At 74.3% G+C, this 16,175-nt stretch carries 16 protein-coding genes; 6 read left to right on the top strand and 10 right to left on the bottom strand.

Going from position 1 to position 16,175, the window contains the following annotated elements; all coding sequences use genetic code 11:
* Positions 1 to 6: 6 nt before the first annotated feature.
* The 6 genes from ACLGIH_RS07055 to ACLGIH_RS07030 all read right to left on the bottom strand — a co-directional run bounded on the left by ACLGIH_RS07055 (position 7) and on the right by ACLGIH_RS07030 (position 7,475).
* Complete coding sequence (locus tag ACLGIH_RS07055) at positions 7 to 1,704, bottom strand: nitrite/sulfite reductase (RefSeq protein ID WP_416524355.1); 1,698 nt, start codon at positions 1,702 to 1,704, stop codon at positions 7 to 9.
* A gap of 189 nt (positions 1,705 to 1,893) precedes the next feature.
* Complete coding sequence (locus ACLGIH_RS07050) at positions 1,894 to 1,977, bottom strand: putative leader peptide (RefSeq protein WP_360558067.1); 84 nt, start codon at positions 1,975 to 1,977, stop codon at positions 1,894 to 1,896.
* Between the two features lie 124 nt (positions 1,978 to 2,101).
* Entirely contained in the window at positions 2,102 to 2,674 is a 573-nt protein-coding gene (locus ACLGIH_RS07045) for a GNAT family N-acetyltransferase (protein ID WP_416524354.1), read from the bottom strand.
* A 37-nt stretch (positions 2,675 to 2,711) separates the two neighbouring features.
* Positions 2,712 to 4,037 (bottom strand): hypothetical protein, encoded by a 1,326-nt coding sequence (locus tag ACLGIH_RS07040; RefSeq protein ID WP_416524353.1) that lies wholly within the window; start codon positions 4,035 to 4,037, stop codon positions 2,712 to 2,714.
* Between the two features lie 198 nt (positions 4,038 to 4,235).
* Positions 4,236 to 5,528 (bottom strand): GAF domain-containing protein, encoded by a 1,293-nt coding sequence (locus ACLGIH_RS07035; RefSeq protein WP_416524352.1) that lies wholly within the window; start codon positions 5,526 to 5,528, stop codon positions 4,236 to 4,238.
* A gap of 300 nt (positions 5,529 to 5,828) precedes the next feature.
* Positions 5,829 to 7,475: an acyl-CoA dehydrogenase family protein gene (locus ACLGIH_RS07030; protein WP_416524351.1), complete on the bottom strand. Its 1,647-nt coding sequence runs from the start codon at positions 7,473 to 7,475 to the stop codon at positions 5,829 to 5,831.
* 86 nt (positions 7,476 to 7,561) lie between these two features.
* Between ACLGIH_RS07030 and ACLGIH_RS07025 the strand changes: the two genes are divergently transcribed.
* Complete coding sequence (locus tag ACLGIH_RS07025) at positions 7,562 to 8,794, top strand: YihY/virulence factor BrkB family protein (protein WP_416524350.1); 1,233 nt, start codon at positions 7,562 to 7,564, stop codon at positions 8,792 to 8,794.
* A gap of 141 nt (positions 8,795 to 8,935) precedes the next feature.
* On the top strand, positions 8,936 to 9,619 hold the full coding sequence (locus ACLGIH_RS07020) for a helix-turn-helix domain-containing protein (protein WP_416524349.1): 684 nt from the start codon (positions 8,936 to 8,938) through the stop codon (positions 9,617 to 9,619).
* On the opposite strand, the gene ACLGIH_RS07015 is transcribed toward ACLGIH_RS07020, so the two are convergent.
* Positions 9,605 to 10,003, bottom strand: a complete 399-nt coding sequence (locus ACLGIH_RS07015) for a VOC family protein (RefSeq protein WP_416524348.1) — start codon at positions 10,001 to 10,003, stop codon at positions 9,605 to 9,607. The genes ACLGIH_RS07020 and ACLGIH_RS07015 overlap by 15 nt on opposite strands.
* Before the next feature lie 83 nt (positions 10,004 to 10,086).
* Between ACLGIH_RS07015 and ACLGIH_RS07010 the strand changes: the two genes are divergently transcribed.
* Positions 10,087 to 10,737, top strand: coding sequence for a hypothetical protein (locus tag ACLGIH_RS07010; protein WP_416524347.1), 651 nt, complete (start codon positions 10,087 to 10,089; stop codon positions 10,735 to 10,737).
* 177 nt (positions 10,738 to 10,914) lie between these two features.
* Here the strand turns inward: ACLGIH_RS07010 and mmuM are convergent, their stop codons facing one another.
* Positions 10,915 to 11,823 (bottom strand): homocysteine S-methyltransferase, encoded by a 909-nt coding sequence (gene mmuM, locus ACLGIH_RS07005; protein ID WP_416524346.1) that lies wholly within the window; start codon positions 11,821 to 11,823, stop codon positions 10,915 to 10,917.
* Between the two features lie 132 nt (positions 11,824 to 11,955).
* On the opposite strand from mmuM, the gene ACLGIH_RS07000 reads away from it, so the two are divergent.
* Positions 11,956 to 13,035, top strand: a complete 1,080-nt coding sequence (locus ACLGIH_RS07000; RefSeq protein ID WP_416524345.1) for a glycoside hydrolase family 43 protein — start codon at positions 11,956 to 11,958, stop codon at positions 13,033 to 13,035.
* Positions 13,032 to 14,129 carry a rhamnogalacturonan acetylesterase gene (locus tag ACLGIH_RS06995; RefSeq protein ID WP_416524344.1) on the top strand — a complete coding sequence of 366 codons (1,098 nt, stop codon included), beginning with the start codon at positions 13,032 to 13,034 and terminating at the stop codon, positions 14,127 to 14,129. Before ACLGIH_RS07000 ends, ACLGIH_RS06995 begins: the two co-directional genes overlap by 4 nt.
* Here ACLGIH_RS06995 and ACLGIH_RS06990 read toward each other — a convergent pair.
* Entirely contained in the window at positions 14,053 to 14,613 is a 561-nt protein-coding gene (locus tag ACLGIH_RS06990; RefSeq protein ID WP_416524343.1) for a hypothetical protein, read from the bottom strand. The two genes, ACLGIH_RS06995 and ACLGIH_RS06990, sit on opposite strands and share 77 nt — an antisense overlap.
* 104 nt (positions 14,614 to 14,717) lie before the next feature.
* Here ACLGIH_RS06990 and ACLGIH_RS06985 point away from each other — a divergent pair, with 104 nt between their 5' ends.
* Entirely contained in the window at positions 14,718 to 15,488 is a 771-nt protein-coding gene (locus tag ACLGIH_RS06985; protein WP_416524342.1) for an isocitrate lyase/PEP mutase family protein, read from the top strand.
* Here the strand turns inward: ACLGIH_RS06985 and ACLGIH_RS06980 are convergent.
* Positions 15,478 to 16,068: a TetR/AcrR family transcriptional regulator gene (locus ACLGIH_RS06980; RefSeq protein WP_416524341.1), complete on the bottom strand. Its 591-nt coding sequence runs from the start codon at positions 16,066 to 16,068 to the stop codon at positions 15,478 to 15,480. The two genes, ACLGIH_RS06985 and ACLGIH_RS06980, sit on opposite strands and share 11 nt — an antisense overlap.
* Positions 16,069 to 16,175: the final 107 nt, after the last annotated feature.

The raw sequence follows: 16,175 nt of genomic DNA, 5'->3' as shown, positions 1-16,175 counted from the left end.
CCGCGTTCACGACAGCGCGTCCTCGGAGGCACGGGCCGCCCAGGTCGCGAACCGCTCGCCCTCCTCGCGCTCGGCCTGGTAGCGCTTGAGCACGCGCTCGATGTAGTCGGGCAGCTCGTCGGAGGTCACCTTCAGACCGCGCACCTTGCGGCCGAACCCGGCCTCCAGGCCGAGCGCGCCGCCCAGGTGCACCTGGTAGCCCTCGACCTGCTCACCGGCGTCGTTCAGGACCAGCTGGCCCTTGAGACCGATGTCCGCCACCTGGATACGGGCACAGGCGTTCGGGCAGCCGTTGAGGTTGATGGTGATCGGCTCGTCGAAGTCCGGGATGCGGCGCTCCAGCTCGTCGATCAGCGAGGCGCCGCGCGCCTTGGTCTCGACGATGGCGAGCTTGCAGAACTCGATGCCGGTGCAGGCCATGGTGCCGCGCCGGAAGGAGGAGGGCCGGGCGGTGAGGTCCAGCGCCTCCAGGGACTCGACCAGCGAGTCGACCTGCTCCTCCGCGACGTCGAGGACGATCATCTTCTGCTCGACGGTGGTCCGGACCCGGCCCGAGCCGTGCGCCTCCGCCAGGTCGGCGATCTTCGTCAGGACGGTGCCGTCCACCCGGCCGACGCGCGGGGCGAAGCCGACGTAGTAGCGGCCGTCCTTCTGCCGGTGCACACCGACGTGGTCGCGCCAGCGGCTCACCGGCTCCTCGGGCGCCGGGCCGTCGACCAGCTTGCGCCCCAGGTAGTCGTCCTCCAGCACCTGGCGGAACTTCTCCGCGCCCCAGTCGGCGACCAGGAACTTCAGGCGGGCGCGGGTACGCAGCCGCCGGTAGCCGTGGTCCCGGAAGATCGACAGCACGCCCTCGTAGACGTCGGGCACCTCGTCCAGCGGGACCCAGGCGCCGAGGCGCACGCCCAGCTTGGGGTTGGTGGACAGTCCGCCGCCGACCCACACGTCGAAGCCGGGGCCGTGCTCCGGGTGCCGGACGCCGACGAACGCCACGTCGTTGATCTCGTGCACCACGTCCAGCACCGGCGAGCCGGAGATGGCGGTCTTGAACTTCCGCGGGAGGTTCGAGTACGCCTTGTTGTTCAGGACCCGGCGCTTCATCTCCTCCAGCGCCGGGGTGCCGTCGATGATCTCGTCCTCGGCGATGCCCGCCACGGGGGAGCCGATCATCACGCGGGGCGTGTCGCCGCAGGCGGTGACCGTGGACAGGCCGACGGCCTCCAGCCGGTTCCAGATCTCGGGCACGTCCTCGATCCGGATCCAGTGGTACTGGACGTTCTGCCGGTCGGTGATGTCGGCGGTGCCGCGCGCGAACTCCTGCGAGATCTCGCCGATGACGCGCAGCTGCTGGGTGGTCAGCGCGCCGCCGTCGATGCGGACCCGCAGCATGAAGTAGCTGTCCTCCAGCTCCTCCGGCTCCAGCACCGCCGTCTTGCCGCCGTCGATGCCGGGCTTGCGCTGGGTGTACAGGCCCCACCAGCGCATACGGCCGCGCAGGTCGTTGGGGTCGATGGAGTCGAAGCCCCGCTTGGAGTAGATCGTCTCAATACGTGTCCGAACGTTGAGACCGTCGTCGTCCTTCTTGAACTGCTCGTTGCCGTTGAGCGGGGTGAAGTGACCCGCGGCCCACTGACCCTCGCCGCGGTGACGGCTCACCTTGCGGCGGGGAGTCGCGGCGGCGGGGTTCTGCGGGGTGGCGGTCATGGGGGACACGTCCTTCGGGACAGGATGGATAGGGTCGGCGCGTGGCGCCGTCGATGAGGGGTGGCGGTCGGGTGACGGGCGGGAGGCTCTGGCCTGCGCATCGGCGCCCATGGGCATAAGGGCGCGACGTTGCGCGGCAGTGAGGCTGAAGCGGGGGTTCGGGTGCTGCCGGGTGCTGCTGGAGTGCTCTCAGCGCACCGGACAGATGGCGCTGGACATGCGGCCGAGGTCGACGTGTCGCCGACTCACCAAGGCAATTCCAGATCCAGGCATGACGGAAGGTTGTCATGGCGATCTGGACACAGTCCAGCTTCGTCCAAAATGCGGACACCCCTGTCTCGTAGGGCGAGACAGGGGTGGCGTCGGTCACACGGCCCGGGCGGGTCGCGTCGGCGGGTCAGGCCGGGAACGCCCCCGGCCAGGGACCAGGGGCCGGGATCTCCGGCTCCTCCTCGACCTTGGTGTCGAACAGGCGGAAGCCCCGGCGCTGGTAATTCTCCAACGCGAACTCGCCGTCCTTGCTGCACGTGTGCAGCCACACCCGCTTCGTCGGCGACAGCCCCGGCCAGCGGTCGGCGAGGTCCCAGGCCCGGGCGGTGCCGTAGGACAGCAGGTGACCGCCGATGCGCCGCCCCCGGAACGCCGGGAGCAGCCCGAAGTACTCGATCTCCACCACGGCGTCGTCCCCGGAGGCCAGCTCGAGGTACCCGGCGGGCGTGCCCCGGTCGTAGGCGACCCAGGTCTCCACACCGGGCCGCTTCAGGTGCTCCTCCCACCGGGCGTACGTCCAGCCCAGCCGGTCGGTCCAGTGGATGTCACCGCCGACCGAGGCGTACAGGAACCGGCTGAACTCGGGGGAGGGCACCTCGGAGCGGACGATCCGCACGTCCCCCTCGGGCCCGGCCGCCGGCAGCAGATCGCTCGGAGCCGTCTGCTCCAGCGACCAGGTGGTCACCGCGATGTTGGTCATGCCGGCCAGAAAACCACCCGGCAGCCGGATCTGTCGACTATCCGAGTGACCCGTCGATCGAGGTCAGCGGCACGGCGAAGAGGACACGGCCCGACTGGGACCAGACCTCGCCGGTCTCCGGGCGGTACGCCAGCGCGCCCGCGCCCGGGGTCCAGCAGTGCTGTGAGCGGTCGGCACCGCACTCCGCGGCGCGGGTGCCCCCGGTGTCCTGGCGCACCAGCGTTCCGCGGCCGTCCGGTCCGTCGTCGGCCGCGCGGGCCAGGTACCAGTCGGGCTCCGCGCCGGACGGGTGGTGCACCAGCAGCCCCCGGACCCCGGCCGCCCCGGTCTCGTACACCCGCCGTGCCTGCGCGTGCCCCCGGGCGTCCACGGCCGGCAGCCCCGCGCGGGCCGGGTCCGTGCTGAGCGCGTAGCGCCACAGCCGGGTGGGCCGGTCGCCGTCCGCCGGCACCCACTCGCCCGCCACCAGACCGGCCGGCGTGGTGCTCCGGTCCAGGGCGAGCGTGTGCGGACGTGCCGCGCCGGGGACGCCGGTGCCGCCGGGCAGGCGGTACGAGGCGACGGCCGGCATGACGTACTCGTAGCCGTCCGCCGCCCAGCCGCCGGGCACCCGGCCCATCGCATCGGCGTCGACGGTGGTCCGCTGGATGCGGTCCAGGTCGTACACGTACAGCGCGCTGCGGTCCCCGGCGCCGGCCGTGACCAGCAGTTTGTCCTGGTGGCGGACCATTCCCGAGACGGGTGAGGCGAGCCCCCGGTAGTCCTGGCCGCCGTCGACCGGCACGACGAGGAGCGCCGAGACGTGGCGCGGCCGGTCCGGGGCGGCCGGGTCGGGGGCCGGCTCTCCCGCGTCGACGAACGCGACCCGGGCCAGGCCCCGCCCGGCCGGACCGCGGCTCTCGCGGGACCAGGCCGAGACGATCACTCCGGAGCCGCCGTCCCCGTCTCCCGAGGCCGCCACCGCCCCGGGCAGCCAGCCCCGCGTGTCGGCCTCGTCCCAGCAGTAGGCGCGGGTGGCGGCGGGGGCGACGGGCAGTGCCTCGCGCTCCGCGGCCGGACAGCCGTCGGCGTCGCGCAGGGTCCGGTCGGCGTCGGCCAGCACCGCACCGACGTCCAGGGGCCGGCCCATCGACGAGGACAGCCGGTCGAGCCAGGACTGCGGCACCCGGTGTTCCGTCAGCCGCATCGGGGCGCGCTCGGCGGGGGCGGTGAGCGGCTTCAGCCGGCCCGGGTCGTCGGCGACCGTCGCCTGTGAGGCGCTGATCATCGTGGCGGCGCCGGTCAGGGCCAGGGCGGCCCCGGCCAGGGCCGCGCGCAACGCCCGGCCCTGCCTGCGTCGGCGGTGTCTGCCGCGATGCTTCATACAACCTCCACGGGCGCCGGGCCAACTGCGCCCGGCGGTCGGAGCGTTGACCGGAAGCAGTGCGGGGGCGGCCCGTAGAGCGATGCTACGGCAGGGGTGGGGCCCCTGGGGCGGGGACGGAGCAAATATGCGGAAGAAACCGCCTTGCCGGACCACCCGCACCGCACCGTCCACCGGCCGACGGCCCGGCGGACCCGGTCAGGAGGTCCGTGCCGAGTCGCGGCGGGCGGTCACCACGGGTGACGTCGAGTGGGGGAGCAGGTCCCGGGGGTCGTCGGGGAGCCGGACCTCGACCTCCGTGCCCTCGCCGAAACGATACGGCCGGTGTTCCAGAAGCCCCCCGAGGTACCGCCGGACCCGCGACATCTCGGCCCGTACCGTCACCGTGCGGGCCGGGTCGCCGAACAGGTCCGCGGCCAGCCCCGCGGCGCTCCGGCCGGACCGCTGCACGGCCAGCAGGTACAGCAACTCGGCGTGCCGGGGACTCAGCTCGTGGGTCCACGGCCCGGCGCCGCCCAGCACCTCCACCGACAAGCGGCGCGGATGCCGCAGATCGAGCACGATCCGGGTGGCCCCGCCCGCGTCCGCCTCCCGCGCCGCCGCCCGCACCAGCCACCCGCCGGCCAGCGGCTCCACCGTGCACGCACCCAGCCCCGGCAGCCACCGCGGCCCCGCCGCCCACGACTTGGGCAGCGCGACCCGGCTCGTGTACGGCATCCCCGTCACCGCCGCGGTCCAGCCGTCCCGGTCCACCACCAGGGCGCGGCCGGACATCCGGGCCAGCACCGGCGCCGCCACGGCGCGCAGCCGCTCCAGCGACTGCGCGTGCAGCTCGCGCAGCCGGGCCTCGGCGAGCTTGGCCACCGAGTCGACCCAGGCGAGCGTGGCCGGATGCATCGTCTCCAGCGGCCCGCTCACATCGACCACGCCGAGCAGCCGGCCGTCGCGCGGATCGGTGATGGGGGCACCCGCGCACGTCCAGGTCGTGTGCGAGCGCACGAAGTGCTCGGAGGCGAACACCTGCACAGGGCGCCGGGTCACCGCCGGGGTGCCCACGCCGTTGGTGCCGACGACGTCCTCCCGCCAGTCCGCGCCCAGTTCGAAGCCGAGGCCGTCGGCCTTGCGCAGCACCGGCGGGCTGCCCTCCCGCCACAGCACCCGGCCCTCGTCGTCGGCGACCACCATGATGTGGTGGGCCACGTCCGCCACCGACAGCAGTCCCTCCCGCAGCACCGGCAGCACGTGCCGCAGCGCCGAGGACTCCCGCCGCCGCTCCACTTCCTCGCGGGGCAGCAGCCCGGACCGGAAGTCGTGGTCCGGGTCGACGCCGCTGCGCAGCATCCGCTCCCAGGACTGCTCGATCACCGGGCGCGGCGCCACCGGCGCCCGCCCGCCGGACAGCCTGGCCGAACGAACCTCGCTGAGCACCCGAGCCGCACGCGCCGTGTCCACGGCGGCGAACTGCGTCACGTCCATCGGCGAGAGCGCCACTGCTCCTGGTCCTCCTGCGGACTCCGTACCGGTCGTTCGTCTCATGATGACCGCCTGCCCCTGTGCCGGGGGCACAGTCCGCACCCAGTCAGCAGCAAGTTGCAACCCCTTGCAACTCTGGTGGACCGCCGCGCGGGTGGCCGAGACTTGCTGAGCGCCGTCCTGAGCGGCGCTCACGGCCTCGAAGGCCAGTGTCGCGGGGGTGGTGCCGTGTCGGCGCAGCACCACCCCCGCCACATCTCCCGCCGCAGACCACGCCCGGCAGGACGCGCGCCGTGCCGCGCGCGGTTCCCGCCCGGGTCAGGACACCGGCCGGGCCCGCTCCACCACCGACGCCAGGTCCAGCGTGGGCGGCAGGGTGCCGAACGCCGCGCCCCCGTCGCCGCCCAGCCGGCCGGCACAGAAGGCGTCGGCGACCTCCGGCGGCGCGTACCGCACCAGCAGCGACCCCTGGAGCACCAGCGCCAGCCGCTCCACCAGCCGCCGGGCCCGCCCCTCGGCGCCCTCCAGATCGGCCAGTTCGGTCAGCAGGCCCTTGATCGCCGCGTCCAGCCGGTGATCGGCACCGCGTGCCGCGCCCACCTCGGTCAGGCACGCGTCCAGCGCGGCCGGCTCCCGCTGCAACGCCCGCAGCACATCCAGCGCCTGGACGTTGCCCGCGCCCTCCCAGATCGAGTTCAGCGGCGACTCGCGCACCAGCCGGGGCATCCCGGACTCCTCGACGTACCCGTTGCCGCCCAGGCACTCGGCGGCCTCCACCGCCACCGGCGCACAGCGCTTGGTCACCCAGTACTTGGCCGCCGGCACCGCCAGCCGCAGCAGCGCCCGCTCCCGCTCGTCGCCGCCGGCGGCATTGTCGTAGGCCGCCGCGAGCCGCAGGCCGAGGACGGTGGCGGCCTCCGACTCGACGGCGAGGTCGGCCAGGACGTTGCGCATCAGCGGTTTGTCGATCAGCCGCCCGCCGAACGCCTCGCGGTGCGCGCAGTGGTGGACGGCCTGTGCGACCGCCTGCCGCATCAGCCCCGCCGAGCCCAGCACGCAGTCCAGCCGGGTGGCCGCCACCATCCCGATGATGGTGCGCACCCCGCGCCCCTCCTCGCCCACCCGGCGCGCCCAGGTCCCGGCGAACTCGACCTCGGCGGAGGCGTTGGAGCGGTTGCCCAGCTTGTCCTTCAGCCGCTGGATCAGGAACGGGTTGCGGGTGCCGTCGGGCAGTACGCGCGGCACCAGCAGGCAGGTCAGCCCTCCCGGCGCCTGCGCGAGCACCAGGAAGCCGTCCGACATGGGCGCCGAGCAGAACCACTTGTGCCCGGTCAGCTCGTACGCGCCGTCCTCGGCGAGCGGCCGGGCGGAGGTGGTGTTCGCCCGTACGTCGCTGCCGCCCTGCTTCTCCGTCATGCCCATCCCGAACAGCGCCCCCGCCTTCAGGTGGGCCGGCCTGAGCCCGCGGTCGTACACCGTGGAGGTCAGCCGCGGCTCCCACTCCTCGGCCAGCGCCGGGTCGGTGCGCAGGGCGGGGACGGCCGCGTGGGTCATCGACAGCGGGCAGCCGACACCGGCGTCGACCTGCGTCCACATCAGGAAGGCGGCGGCGCGCCGCACGTGCCCGCCGGGCCGGCCCCAGGCCGCGGTCAGCCCCGCCGCGACGCCTTTGCCCAGCAGCCGGTGCCAGGCCGGGTGGAAGTCGACCTCGTCGAGGCGGTGGCCGTAGCGGTCGTGGGTGCGCAGCCGGGGCGGGTTCGCGTCGGCCTCGGCGCCCCACTCCAGCACCTGCGCCGACCCGCAGCTGCGGCCCAGGCCGGACAGCTCCGCCGCCGCCTCCCCGCGCAGCTCCGGTGGCAGATGCCGGTCGACCGCGGCGACGAGGGCCCGGTCGGCGGTGAACACGTCGTACCCGACCAGCGGCGGGACCTGGTTCGTCACGGTGTGGGTGCTGTCGCCTGCCATGACGTGAACGTACCCCGTTCCGGCCCGCCCGTGTCCGGCGACCTCCGCAGGTGAGTGGTGTCCCGCGCGGCGGATACCTTTAGGACGTGCAGTCAGCAAGTGAACCCCCCGAGCGACCCTCCGGACGCCTTCACCGGGCCCGTGCCCTCTACCGGAACGTCTCCAAGCGGAGGACCGCCTGGCTGCTGCTCAAGGACACCGTCAATTCCTGCGTGGAGTACCGCATCCTGGGCCTGGCGGCCGAGGCCGCGTTCTTCACCCTGCTGTCGGTGCCGCCGCTGCTGCTGAGCGTCATCGGGCTGCTCGGCTACGTCGACCTGCTGACCGGCGCGGACACCACGCAGAGCGTGCGCGCCAACATCCTGGACGCCTCCCGCGCGGTGCTGTCCGAGCAGGGCGTGGAGCAGATCGCCGAGCCGATCCTGGACGACGTGATGAAGGGCGGCCGGCCCGACGTCATCTCCCTCGGTTTCCTGTTCGCCCTGTGGTCCGGCTCCCGCGCGGTGAACGTCTTCATCGACACCATCACCGTGATGTACGGCCTCGACGGCGTCCGGGGCATCGTCAAGACCCGTCTGCTGGCCTTCCTCCTCTTCCTCGTCGCCCTGCTGATCGGCTCGGTCGCGCTGCCGCTGATGGTGGCCGGACCGGACGCGGTGGTGCGGGTCGTGCCGTGGTCGGCGACCGTCGTGCAGGTGCTGTACTGGCCGGTCGTCATCGTCCTGTCCATCGCGTTCCTGACCACGCTGTACCACGTCTCGGTCCCCGTGCGCTCGCCCTGGATCGAGGACGTGCCCGGTGCGCTCGTCGCGCTCGCGATGTGGGTGCTCGGCAGCTTCCTGCTGCGCATCTACCTCACCAGCACCGTCGAGGGACCCACCATCTACGGCTCGCTGGCCGCACCCGTCGCCGTGCTGCTGTGGATCGGTGTGTCCGCGTTCGCCGTGCTCGTCGGGGCCGCGGTCAACGCCGCCATCGACCGGGTCTGGCCGGCCGCCGCCACCGCCGCCGCCCGCGAGGCCAACGAGCGGCTGCGGCAGGCGCAGGTCGCCGAGTACGTGGCCCGTGCCGCCGCGAACGGCGAGGCGGACCCCGACATGCCGTCCGAGTTCCCCGAGCGATGGTCCCGCTTCCTGCCGCCGGAGGACGTGACCGCCCGCCTGCGGACCCACGCCCGGCACCACCCGACCACCCCGAAGCCGTCCGGCCACGAGCTGTCCGGTCACCAGCAGCCCGAGCACCTGCCGGCCGACCGCGACCGGCCCCGCCACAAGCCCTCCGACCGCGACCTGCCCCGCCACCGCCCGGACGCCCCGTAGCCCACGTGTGCGCTGACGCCATGGACACTGGCGGGAGCGTTCATCATCCGCGCCTGCCCCACCCTGTCCGCCGCCTTCGGGCGGGCGTGCGGCGGCCGCCCGCGGCAGCGTCGGAGCCCCTGGCGGCGTAGCCTGGCCTGCGTGTACGCGGAACGGGCGGCCCGGCTGACCGGAGCGGTGGTGTGGACGAACACCCCCACCGGGACCGGCGGGAGCCGGATCCTGCCCGACGGCTGCATGGACCTGCTGTGGCACGAGGGCCGGCTGCTGGTCGCCGGCCCGGACACGCGCGCCCACCTCACCGAAGGCCCCGCCGGCCGCTGGGCGGGCATCCGCTTCTACCCCGGCACGGCGCCCGCCCTCCTCGGCGTCCCCGCGCACGAGCTGCGCGACCGGCGCGTCGACCTCGCCGACCTGTGGCCGGCCGCGGAGGTGCGCCGGCTGACGGCCCGGGTGAACGCGGCGGCCGACCCGGCGGACGGTCTGGAGGCGGCGGCCCTCTCCCGGGCGGCCGACGCCGACCCGCCCGACCCACTGCTGGCGAGGGTGGTGTCGGCCCTGGACGCGGGCCGCCCGGTCGCCGCGACCGCCGACGAACTGGGCATCGGCGCCCGTCAGTTGCACCGCCGCGCACTGGCCGCCTTCGGCTACGGCCCGAAGACGCTGGCCCGCGTCCTGCGCCTGCAGCGCGCGCTGACGCTCGCCCGGGCCGGCGTCTCCCTCGCGGAGACCGCCGCCCGGACCGGATACGCGGACCAGGCCCACCTCACCCGGGAGGTGAGGGCGCTGACGGGCCTGGCGCCGGGTGCCCTACTGGGCCGGTAGCGGGGCGAACAGGTCGACGCCGTTGCCGTCCGGGTCGGTCACGACGGCGTACCGCTGCCCCCAGAAGGCGTCCCAGGGCTTCAGCTCGCCCTGGTACCCGGCCCCGACCAGCTCCTCGTACACCGCGTCCACCTCTTCCGGAGCGTCGCACAGCAGGGCGAGCGAGGCCCGGCCGCCACCGGTCGGCGGCTGCCAGCCGGCGTGGAAGGAACGGACGGTCTCCTCGGTGTCCAGCAGCAGCCTGATCCCGCCCGGCAACTCGGCCTCGGCGTGCGGCTGCTCCTCGGAGCCCTCGGGGAAGGGGAAGCCGAGGCGACGGTAGAAGGTCACGGAGGCGGCCATGTCGGAGACGACGAGGCCGATGGCATTGAATCGTGCGGTCATGCCACCACCGTAGGCAGGACGGCGGGGCCGGTCTTGAAGGAAACGGACATGAGGCCGGCTACGGGTGCTGGCAGGATGACGGCATGATCCGTCATGTACGCGTCCTACGAGTCCTGCCCGCGCTGCTGCTGGCGCCGCTGCTGCTCACGGCCTGCGGCACGGAGCGGGCCGACGAGGCCCGCCGGGCCGGCTCCGGCTCCGGTTCCGCCGCGGACGCCGCCCCGTCCGCCGAACTGGCGGCCCGGGCCCGCGCGCTGGGCGTGGCGCCGGAACTGGTCTACGTCACCGGGTCCCCGGGCTACACCCTGGCCCAGCAGTCCGTCGGGGTGTACGGCGCCGACGGCTTCTCCGCGGTGTACGTCTCCGCGCAGGGCGGCCGGCTCAGCCTGTTCGTCGACCGGGCTTCGGCCGACGCCGGCACCTGCGCGAAGGGCGCGCGGAAGTGGACGACCTGCGAGCGCGACGGCGAGGCCTGGTACCGCGCCGGGGCCCAGCGGCACGAGTACGCCCGCCCCGAGGACGACCATGTGGTGCGGATCGCCGCCGACCGGGGTGCCGTCCCGCGCGACGTCCTGCGCGCGGCGGCCACCGCGGCCCACCGTCCCGATGCCGCCGAGGCCGAGGCCCTCCTCCCGCCCGCCGGCCCCGAGGCCACCGCCTCCCCCGTGGAGCGCGGAGACCTGCCCCCGGTGGGCGACGGGGCGCCCGACAACAACGTCGACGCGGGAGGCTGACCCCGGCACCGCGCACGGCACCGGCGGTCACGGTGTGCACGGGGAGGCACCCGGCCCCCGGCGTTTCCGCCCGCCGGTGCCGCACGGCCACGACCCCTGGGACGGTGTGCGGGACGCGAGTGACTTCGGCCCGGCGGTGCCCCGGCCGCCCGGCTCCGACGCCTTCGCCCGGCAGGGTCAGCCGTGCGCCGGTGTCGTTCCGGCGACGGATGCGATCGTCTCCGGGCCCACCCGGCAGCAGCCGCCGATCAGCCGGGCGCCGGCCGCGCGCCACCCCGCCGCCCTTTCCGCGGTGAACGTGGAGCTGCCAGTCCAGGAGCGGGCCCGGGCGTCCCAGGTCTCACCGCTGTTGGGGTAGGCCACGAGCGGCTTGTCCGTCAGCCGCCCCGCCACGGCCAGGGCCGCGTCCACGTCCTCGGGGGCGCAGCAGTTCACGCCCACCGCGACCACCTCGTCCGCGTCGGCGGCCAGGGCGAAGGCCTCCTCCAGGGGCTGGCCGGCGCGGGTGCGGCCGCCGGTGACGGAGTACGACAGCCAGGCCGGGACGCCGAGGCCGCGTGCCGCCCGCAGCAGGGCCGCCGCCTCGTCGGTGTCGGGGACCGTCTCCAGGGCGAGGACGTCAGGGCGGGCCGCGGCCAGCACCTCCATGCGGGGGCGGTGGAAGCGTTCCAGCTCGGCTGCCGTGCGCCCGTACCGGCCGCGGTACTCGGAGCCGTCGGCCAGCATCGCGCCGTACGGGCCGATCGACGCTGCCACCCACAGCGGGCGCCGGGTGTGGGCCCGCCGGGCCGCGTCACGGGCCAGTTCCACGCTGAGCGCGAGCAGCCCGGCCGTCCGGTCGCCGTCGATGCCCCGGGCGGCGAAGCCCTCGAACGTGGCCTGGTAGCTCGCCGTGATCGCCACGTCCGCGCCCGCCTCGAAGTACGCGAGGTGGGCGTCGGCGATGGCTTCCGGGCGGTCGGCGAGCAGCCGCGCCGACCACAGGGCGTCGCTCAGGTCGTGACCGGCCGCCTGGAGCTGGTTGGACATGCCGCCGTCGAGCACGAGCGGACCCGCGGCGAGGGCGTCGGCGAAGTCGCTGGTCATGACTCGACGCTAAGCCAACCCGTTGACCTCCTCCTGTCACGCCCTTACCTTTTCCGTCGTTCGTCATCTCAAATGACGTTCGAGTTATCGAACGCCATGGTGAACGCCACCTCGCCACGAGAGGCAGTCCGCATGAGCCGTGCCCACGAGCTGCCCGAAGTCCCCAGTCGCCGCCTGCTGCTGAAGGGCGCCGCCGCGGGGGCGGCCCTCGCCGCCACGCCCGCCCTCGCGCACGCCGCCCCCGCCGCCCGACCGAATCCGGACCCGTACGTGAACCCCCTCGTCCGCAACCGCGCCGACCCGCACATCCACCGCCACCGCAACGGCTGGTACTACTTCACCGCGACCAGCCCGGAGTACGACCGCATCATCCTGCGCCGCTCCCGCACCCTGAACGGCCTCGCGACCGCCGACGAGTCCGTCATCTGGCGCAAGCACGCCACCGGCGACATGGGCGCGCACATCTGGGCGCCCGAGATCCACCGCATCGACGGCACGTGGTACATCTACTTCGCCGCCGCGCCCGCCGAGCGGGTCTGGGACATCCGCATGTGGGTCCTGGAGAACGCCCACCCCAACCCCTTCCAGGGCACCTGGGTCGAGAAGGGGCAGATCAAGACGGCGTGGGAGACCTTCTCCCTGGACGCCACCACCTTCACCCACCGCGGCACCCGCTATCTCGCCTGGGCCCAGCACGAGCCCGGCATGGACAACAACACCGCCCTGTGGCTGTCCGAGATGGCGAACCCGTGGACCCTGAGGGGGCCTCAGGTGCGGCTGTCCACGCCCGAATACGACTGGGAGTGCGTCGGGTTCAAGGTCAACGAGGGCGCGGCGGTCATCGCGCGCAACGGCCGGCTGTTCATGACGTACTCGGCCAGCGCCACCGACGCCAACTACTGCATGGGCCTGCTGACCGCCGACGCCGGCGCCGACCTCATGGACCCGGCCAGCTGGGCCAAGTCGCCGACCCCCGTCTTCACCAGCAACGACACCACCCGGCAGTACGGCCCCGGCCACAACAGCTTCACCGTCGCCGAGGACGGCCGCACCGACGTCCTCGTCTACCACGCCCGCCAGTACAAGGAGATCGACGGCGACCCGCTCCACGACCCGAACCGTCACACCCGCGTCCAGACCCTCGGCTGGAAGCCCGACGGCACCCCCGACTTCGGCGTCCCCGTCGCCGACACCGCGGGGGAGGGGGCGTGAGACGGCTGCTCGCCCTGGTACCGGTGGCCGCCCTGGCCGCCGGTGCCCTGACGGCCGTACCCGCCCGTGCGCACGAACCGCGGCCGGGGCTCGGGCCCTGCACCGGCACCGGCTGCCACTTCGACGTGCCACCGGGCACGTACGACGTGACGGTGCTGCTCGGCGGTGAGCGGGCCGCGCGTACCCGCATCGGCGGGGAGGGCCGGCGCTCGCTGCTCGCCGAGACGGCCACGGGGGCGGGGGAGCGGGCCGTGCGGAGCTTCACCGTGGACGTCCGCACCCCCGAGGGCGAGCCCACCGGTCCCGACGGCTCCCCCGGCCTCGACCTGACCGTCGGCGGCCCGGCGCCCGCCCTCGCCGGGATCCGGGTGACCCCAGCGCGGCACGCCCGGCAGATCCTGCTCGTCGGCGACTCCACCGTCTGCGACCAGCCCGGCGCCCCCTACTCCGGCTGGGGGCAGCAGCTCCCGCAGTTCCTGCGCCGGGGAGTGTCCGTCGCCAACCACGCCGACTCCGGGGAGAGCACGGTCAGTTACCTGGCCGACCCCAGGCTGTGGGGCACCGTCCGGGCACGGGTCCGCGCCGGGGACCTGGTCCTGATCCAGCTGGCGCACAACGACAAGACGACCGACGAGGCGACGTACCGGGCCAACTTGGAGACCCTGGTGGCCGGCGTCCGTGACCGGGGCGGCAGGCCCGTCCTGGTCACCCCGGTGGTGCGCCGCTGGTTCAACGGCGACGGCACCCTGAACAACGACACCGCCCTGCTGGTCAACGGCCTCGGCGTCGACCACCCGGCCGTGATGCGCTCCGTCGCGGCGCGGCAGGGCGTGCCGCTGATCGACCTGACGGCGCGGACCAAGCAGCTCGTGGAGTCCCTCGGCGCCGAGGCGTCCAAGGCGCTCTACCTGTACGACGAGAAGCGGGACAACACCCACACCTCGGAGTACGGGGCCACCGTGTACGCGGGGCTGGTGCGGGACGGACTCGTCGCCCAGGGGCTGCTGCCGCCGCGGCTCAGCTCTGCAACCGCTGCCGCATCCGGGTCAGACGGTGGTCGAAGCGGCGGTGATGCCAGGTCATCCAGCCCATGAAGACCACCGCCAGCACCAGCAGGGAGCTGCCCGCCGTGACGGAGCCGGCGCTGAACCACAGGGCCGACGTACCGAAGGAGATCACCGCCAGGAGGGGGAACGCCCACCAGCGGTGGCGGCGCAGCTTCCGCTGACGCGAGTCCACCAGCGCCGCCATGGCCTGCCGCCGCCGCGGATCCCGGGGCGGCGGCTCGCCCTTGAGGATCTGCCGCTCCATGACCGGTACGTCGTCCGGTGCCGTGCCGGCCGTCGCGGCGTCGTGCCGGCGCCGCCGCCGGACGAACCACATGATCCAGGCCACCACCGGCACGGTGGCCACCACGGCGTACGGCCACGCCGCCAGGCCGTTGAACACCAGCCGGACCCCGACGCCCGTGATCAGGGCGAGCAGCCCGATGGCCCATAAGCTGTCCTGCCACGTGCGCCTCGGGCGGTCGTCCCGGCGCCCTTCGCCCGTTCCTCCGCTCGTCCTGCCGTTCGTCATGTCACCCCTCGTGAGTGAGACAACCGTGCCGCTCGGGTACCCCCGGCCCGCTCACGCGTACCGTTCGGCCGTCGCCGAACCGACCGGCGGCTAGCGTCCGCCGCATGACCGACTTCGCCGCTCTGCACCGCGCCGACGAGCCCCTGTTGCTCCCCAACGCCTGGGACCACGCGTCCGCGGTCGCCCTCGCCGCGCAGGGTTTCCGGGCGATCGGAACGACGAGCCTCGCCGTCGCGGCGGCCGCCGGGCTGCCCGACGGGGCGTCGGCGACCCGTGAGCAGACCCTGCAGCTCGCCCTCACGCTCGGCTCGCAGCCGTTCCTGCTCTCCGTCGACGCCGAGGACGGCTTCAGCGACGACCCCGACGAGGTGGCCGAGTTCGCCCGCCACCTCGCCGCGGTCGGCGCCGCCGGGATCAACCTGGAGGACGGTCTCGGACCCGCCGACCGGCACGCCGCCAAGATCGCCGCGGTCAAGTCGGCGGTGCCGGGACTCTTCGTCAACGCCCGCACCGACACGTACTGGCTCGGCGACGGTCACGGCGCCGGACGGGACACGCTGCGCCGCCTCGACGCCTACCGGCAGGCCGGCGCCGACGGCGTCTTCGTGCCCGGCCTCACCGATCCGGGACGGATCGCCGCCCTGGTCCGCCGGCTCGACGTGCCCCTCAACGTCCTCTACACGCCCGGCGGCCCCCCGCTCCCGCACCTCGCCGATCTCGGCGTCCGCCGGGTCAGCCTCGGCTCGCTGCTCTACCGGCGGGCCCTGGGCGCCGCGTTGGAGGCGGTGGCCGACATCCGGGCGGGGCGGGTACCGGCGGGGACCACGCCCGCGTACCGCGAGGTGCTGGACCTCGGCAAGGGCGTCACCCGGTAGTGGCCCCGCCGGTCTCGTGCGGCCAGTGCTCCAGCGCCGCGTGCAGCGCCTCGACCGCCTTGTCCCAGGACGCCCGCACGTCGCGGGGGTCGCCGAAGCCGCCGGCCGCCTCCAGTGCGCAGTAGCCGTGGAAGGTGCTGCGCAGCAGGCGGACGGCGTCGGTGAGGTCGGGTTCCGCCAGGCCGTAGCCGCGGAGCAGGCCGTAGGTGATGTCGGCGGTGCGGCGCAGGGTGGGGGAGTCGGCGACCAGTTCCCGGTCCACGCGGATCTGCGTCGCCGCGTACCGGCCCGGGTGCGCCAGGGCGTACTCCCGGTAGGCCCCCGCGAACGCCACGAGCGCGTCCTTGCCGGCCCGTCCCGCTACGGCGTCGGCGATCCGGTCGATCAGCTCGCCTCCCGCGTACAGGGCGAGCCGGGTGCGCAGGTCCTGAAGGTTGCGGACGTGCGAGTACAGGCTCGCGTCCTTGACGCCGAAGCGGCGGGCCAGCGCCGACAGGCTGACGCCGGCGAACCCGACCTCGTCGGCCAGTTCGGCGGCGGCGCGGGTGATGCGCTCGGGTGTGAGACCTGCGCGGGGCATGGGGCGACCTCCAGGAGCCTGCGGGTGCCAGGCAACGGCCCAGAGTATCCACCGGCGACCCGGACACGGCGGCACGGGCCGCGGTCGGGCCGGCGATGCCCTACCAC

The organism is Streptomyces hamibioticus (genome assembly GCF_047946815.1).
In the GTDB taxonomy this organism is placed as follows: domain Bacteria; phylum Actinomycetota; class Actinomycetes; order Streptomycetales; family Streptomycetaceae; genus Streptomyces.
The sequence above is the reverse complement of the archived record's forward strand: the minus strand, read 5'-3'. Positions and strand labels throughout refer to the sequence as shown.

Bases quoted from the DNA above. Each gene is read 5' to 3' on its own strand.
- ACLGIH_RS07055 (WP_416524355.1), bottom strand. From the start codon at position 1,704: ATGACCGCCACCCCGCAGAACCCCGCCGCCGCGACTCCCCGCCGCAAG.
- ACLGIH_RS07050 (WP_360558067.1), bottom strand. From the start codon at position 1,977: ATGCCTGGATCTGGAATTGCCTTGGTGAGTCGGCGACACGTCGACCTC.
- ACLGIH_RS07045 (WP_416524354.1), bottom strand. From the start codon at position 2,674: ATGACCAACATCGCGGTGACCACCTGGTCGCTGGAGCAGACGGCTCCG.
- ACLGIH_RS07040 (WP_416524353.1), bottom strand. From the start codon at position 4,037: ATGAAGCATCGCGGCAGACACCGCCGACGCAGGCAGGGCCGGGCGTTG.
- ACLGIH_RS07030 (WP_416524351.1), bottom strand. From the start codon at position 7,475: ATGGCAGGCGACAGCACCCACACCGTGACGAACCAGGTCCCGCCGCTG.
- ACLGIH_RS07015 (WP_416524348.1), bottom strand. From the start codon at position 10,003: ATGACCGCACGATTCAATGCCATCGGCCTCGTCGTCTCCGACATGGCC.
- ACLGIH_RS07010 (WP_416524347.1), top strand. From the start codon at position 10,087: ATGATCCGTCATGTACGCGTCCTACGAGTCCTGCCCGCGCTGCTGCTG.
- mmuM (WP_416524346.1), bottom strand. From the start codon at position 11,823: ATGACCAGCGACTTCGCCGACGCCCTCGCCGCGGGTCCGCTCGTGCTC.
- ACLGIH_RS07000 (WP_416524345.1), top strand. From the start codon at position 11,956: ATGAGCCGTGCCCACGAGCTGCCCGAAGTCCCCAGTCGCCGCCTGCTG.
- ACLGIH_RS06990 (WP_416524343.1), bottom strand. From the start codon at position 14,613: ATGACGAACGGCAGGACGAGCGGAGGAACGGGCGAAGGGCGCCGGGAC.
- ACLGIH_RS06985 (WP_416524342.1), top strand. From the start codon at position 14,718: ATGACCGACTTCGCCGCTCTGCACCGCGCCGACGAGCCCCTGTTGCTC.
- ACLGIH_RS06980 (WP_416524341.1), bottom strand. From the start codon at position 16,068: ATGCCCCGCGCAGGTCTCACACCCGAGCGCATCACCCGCGCCGCCGCC.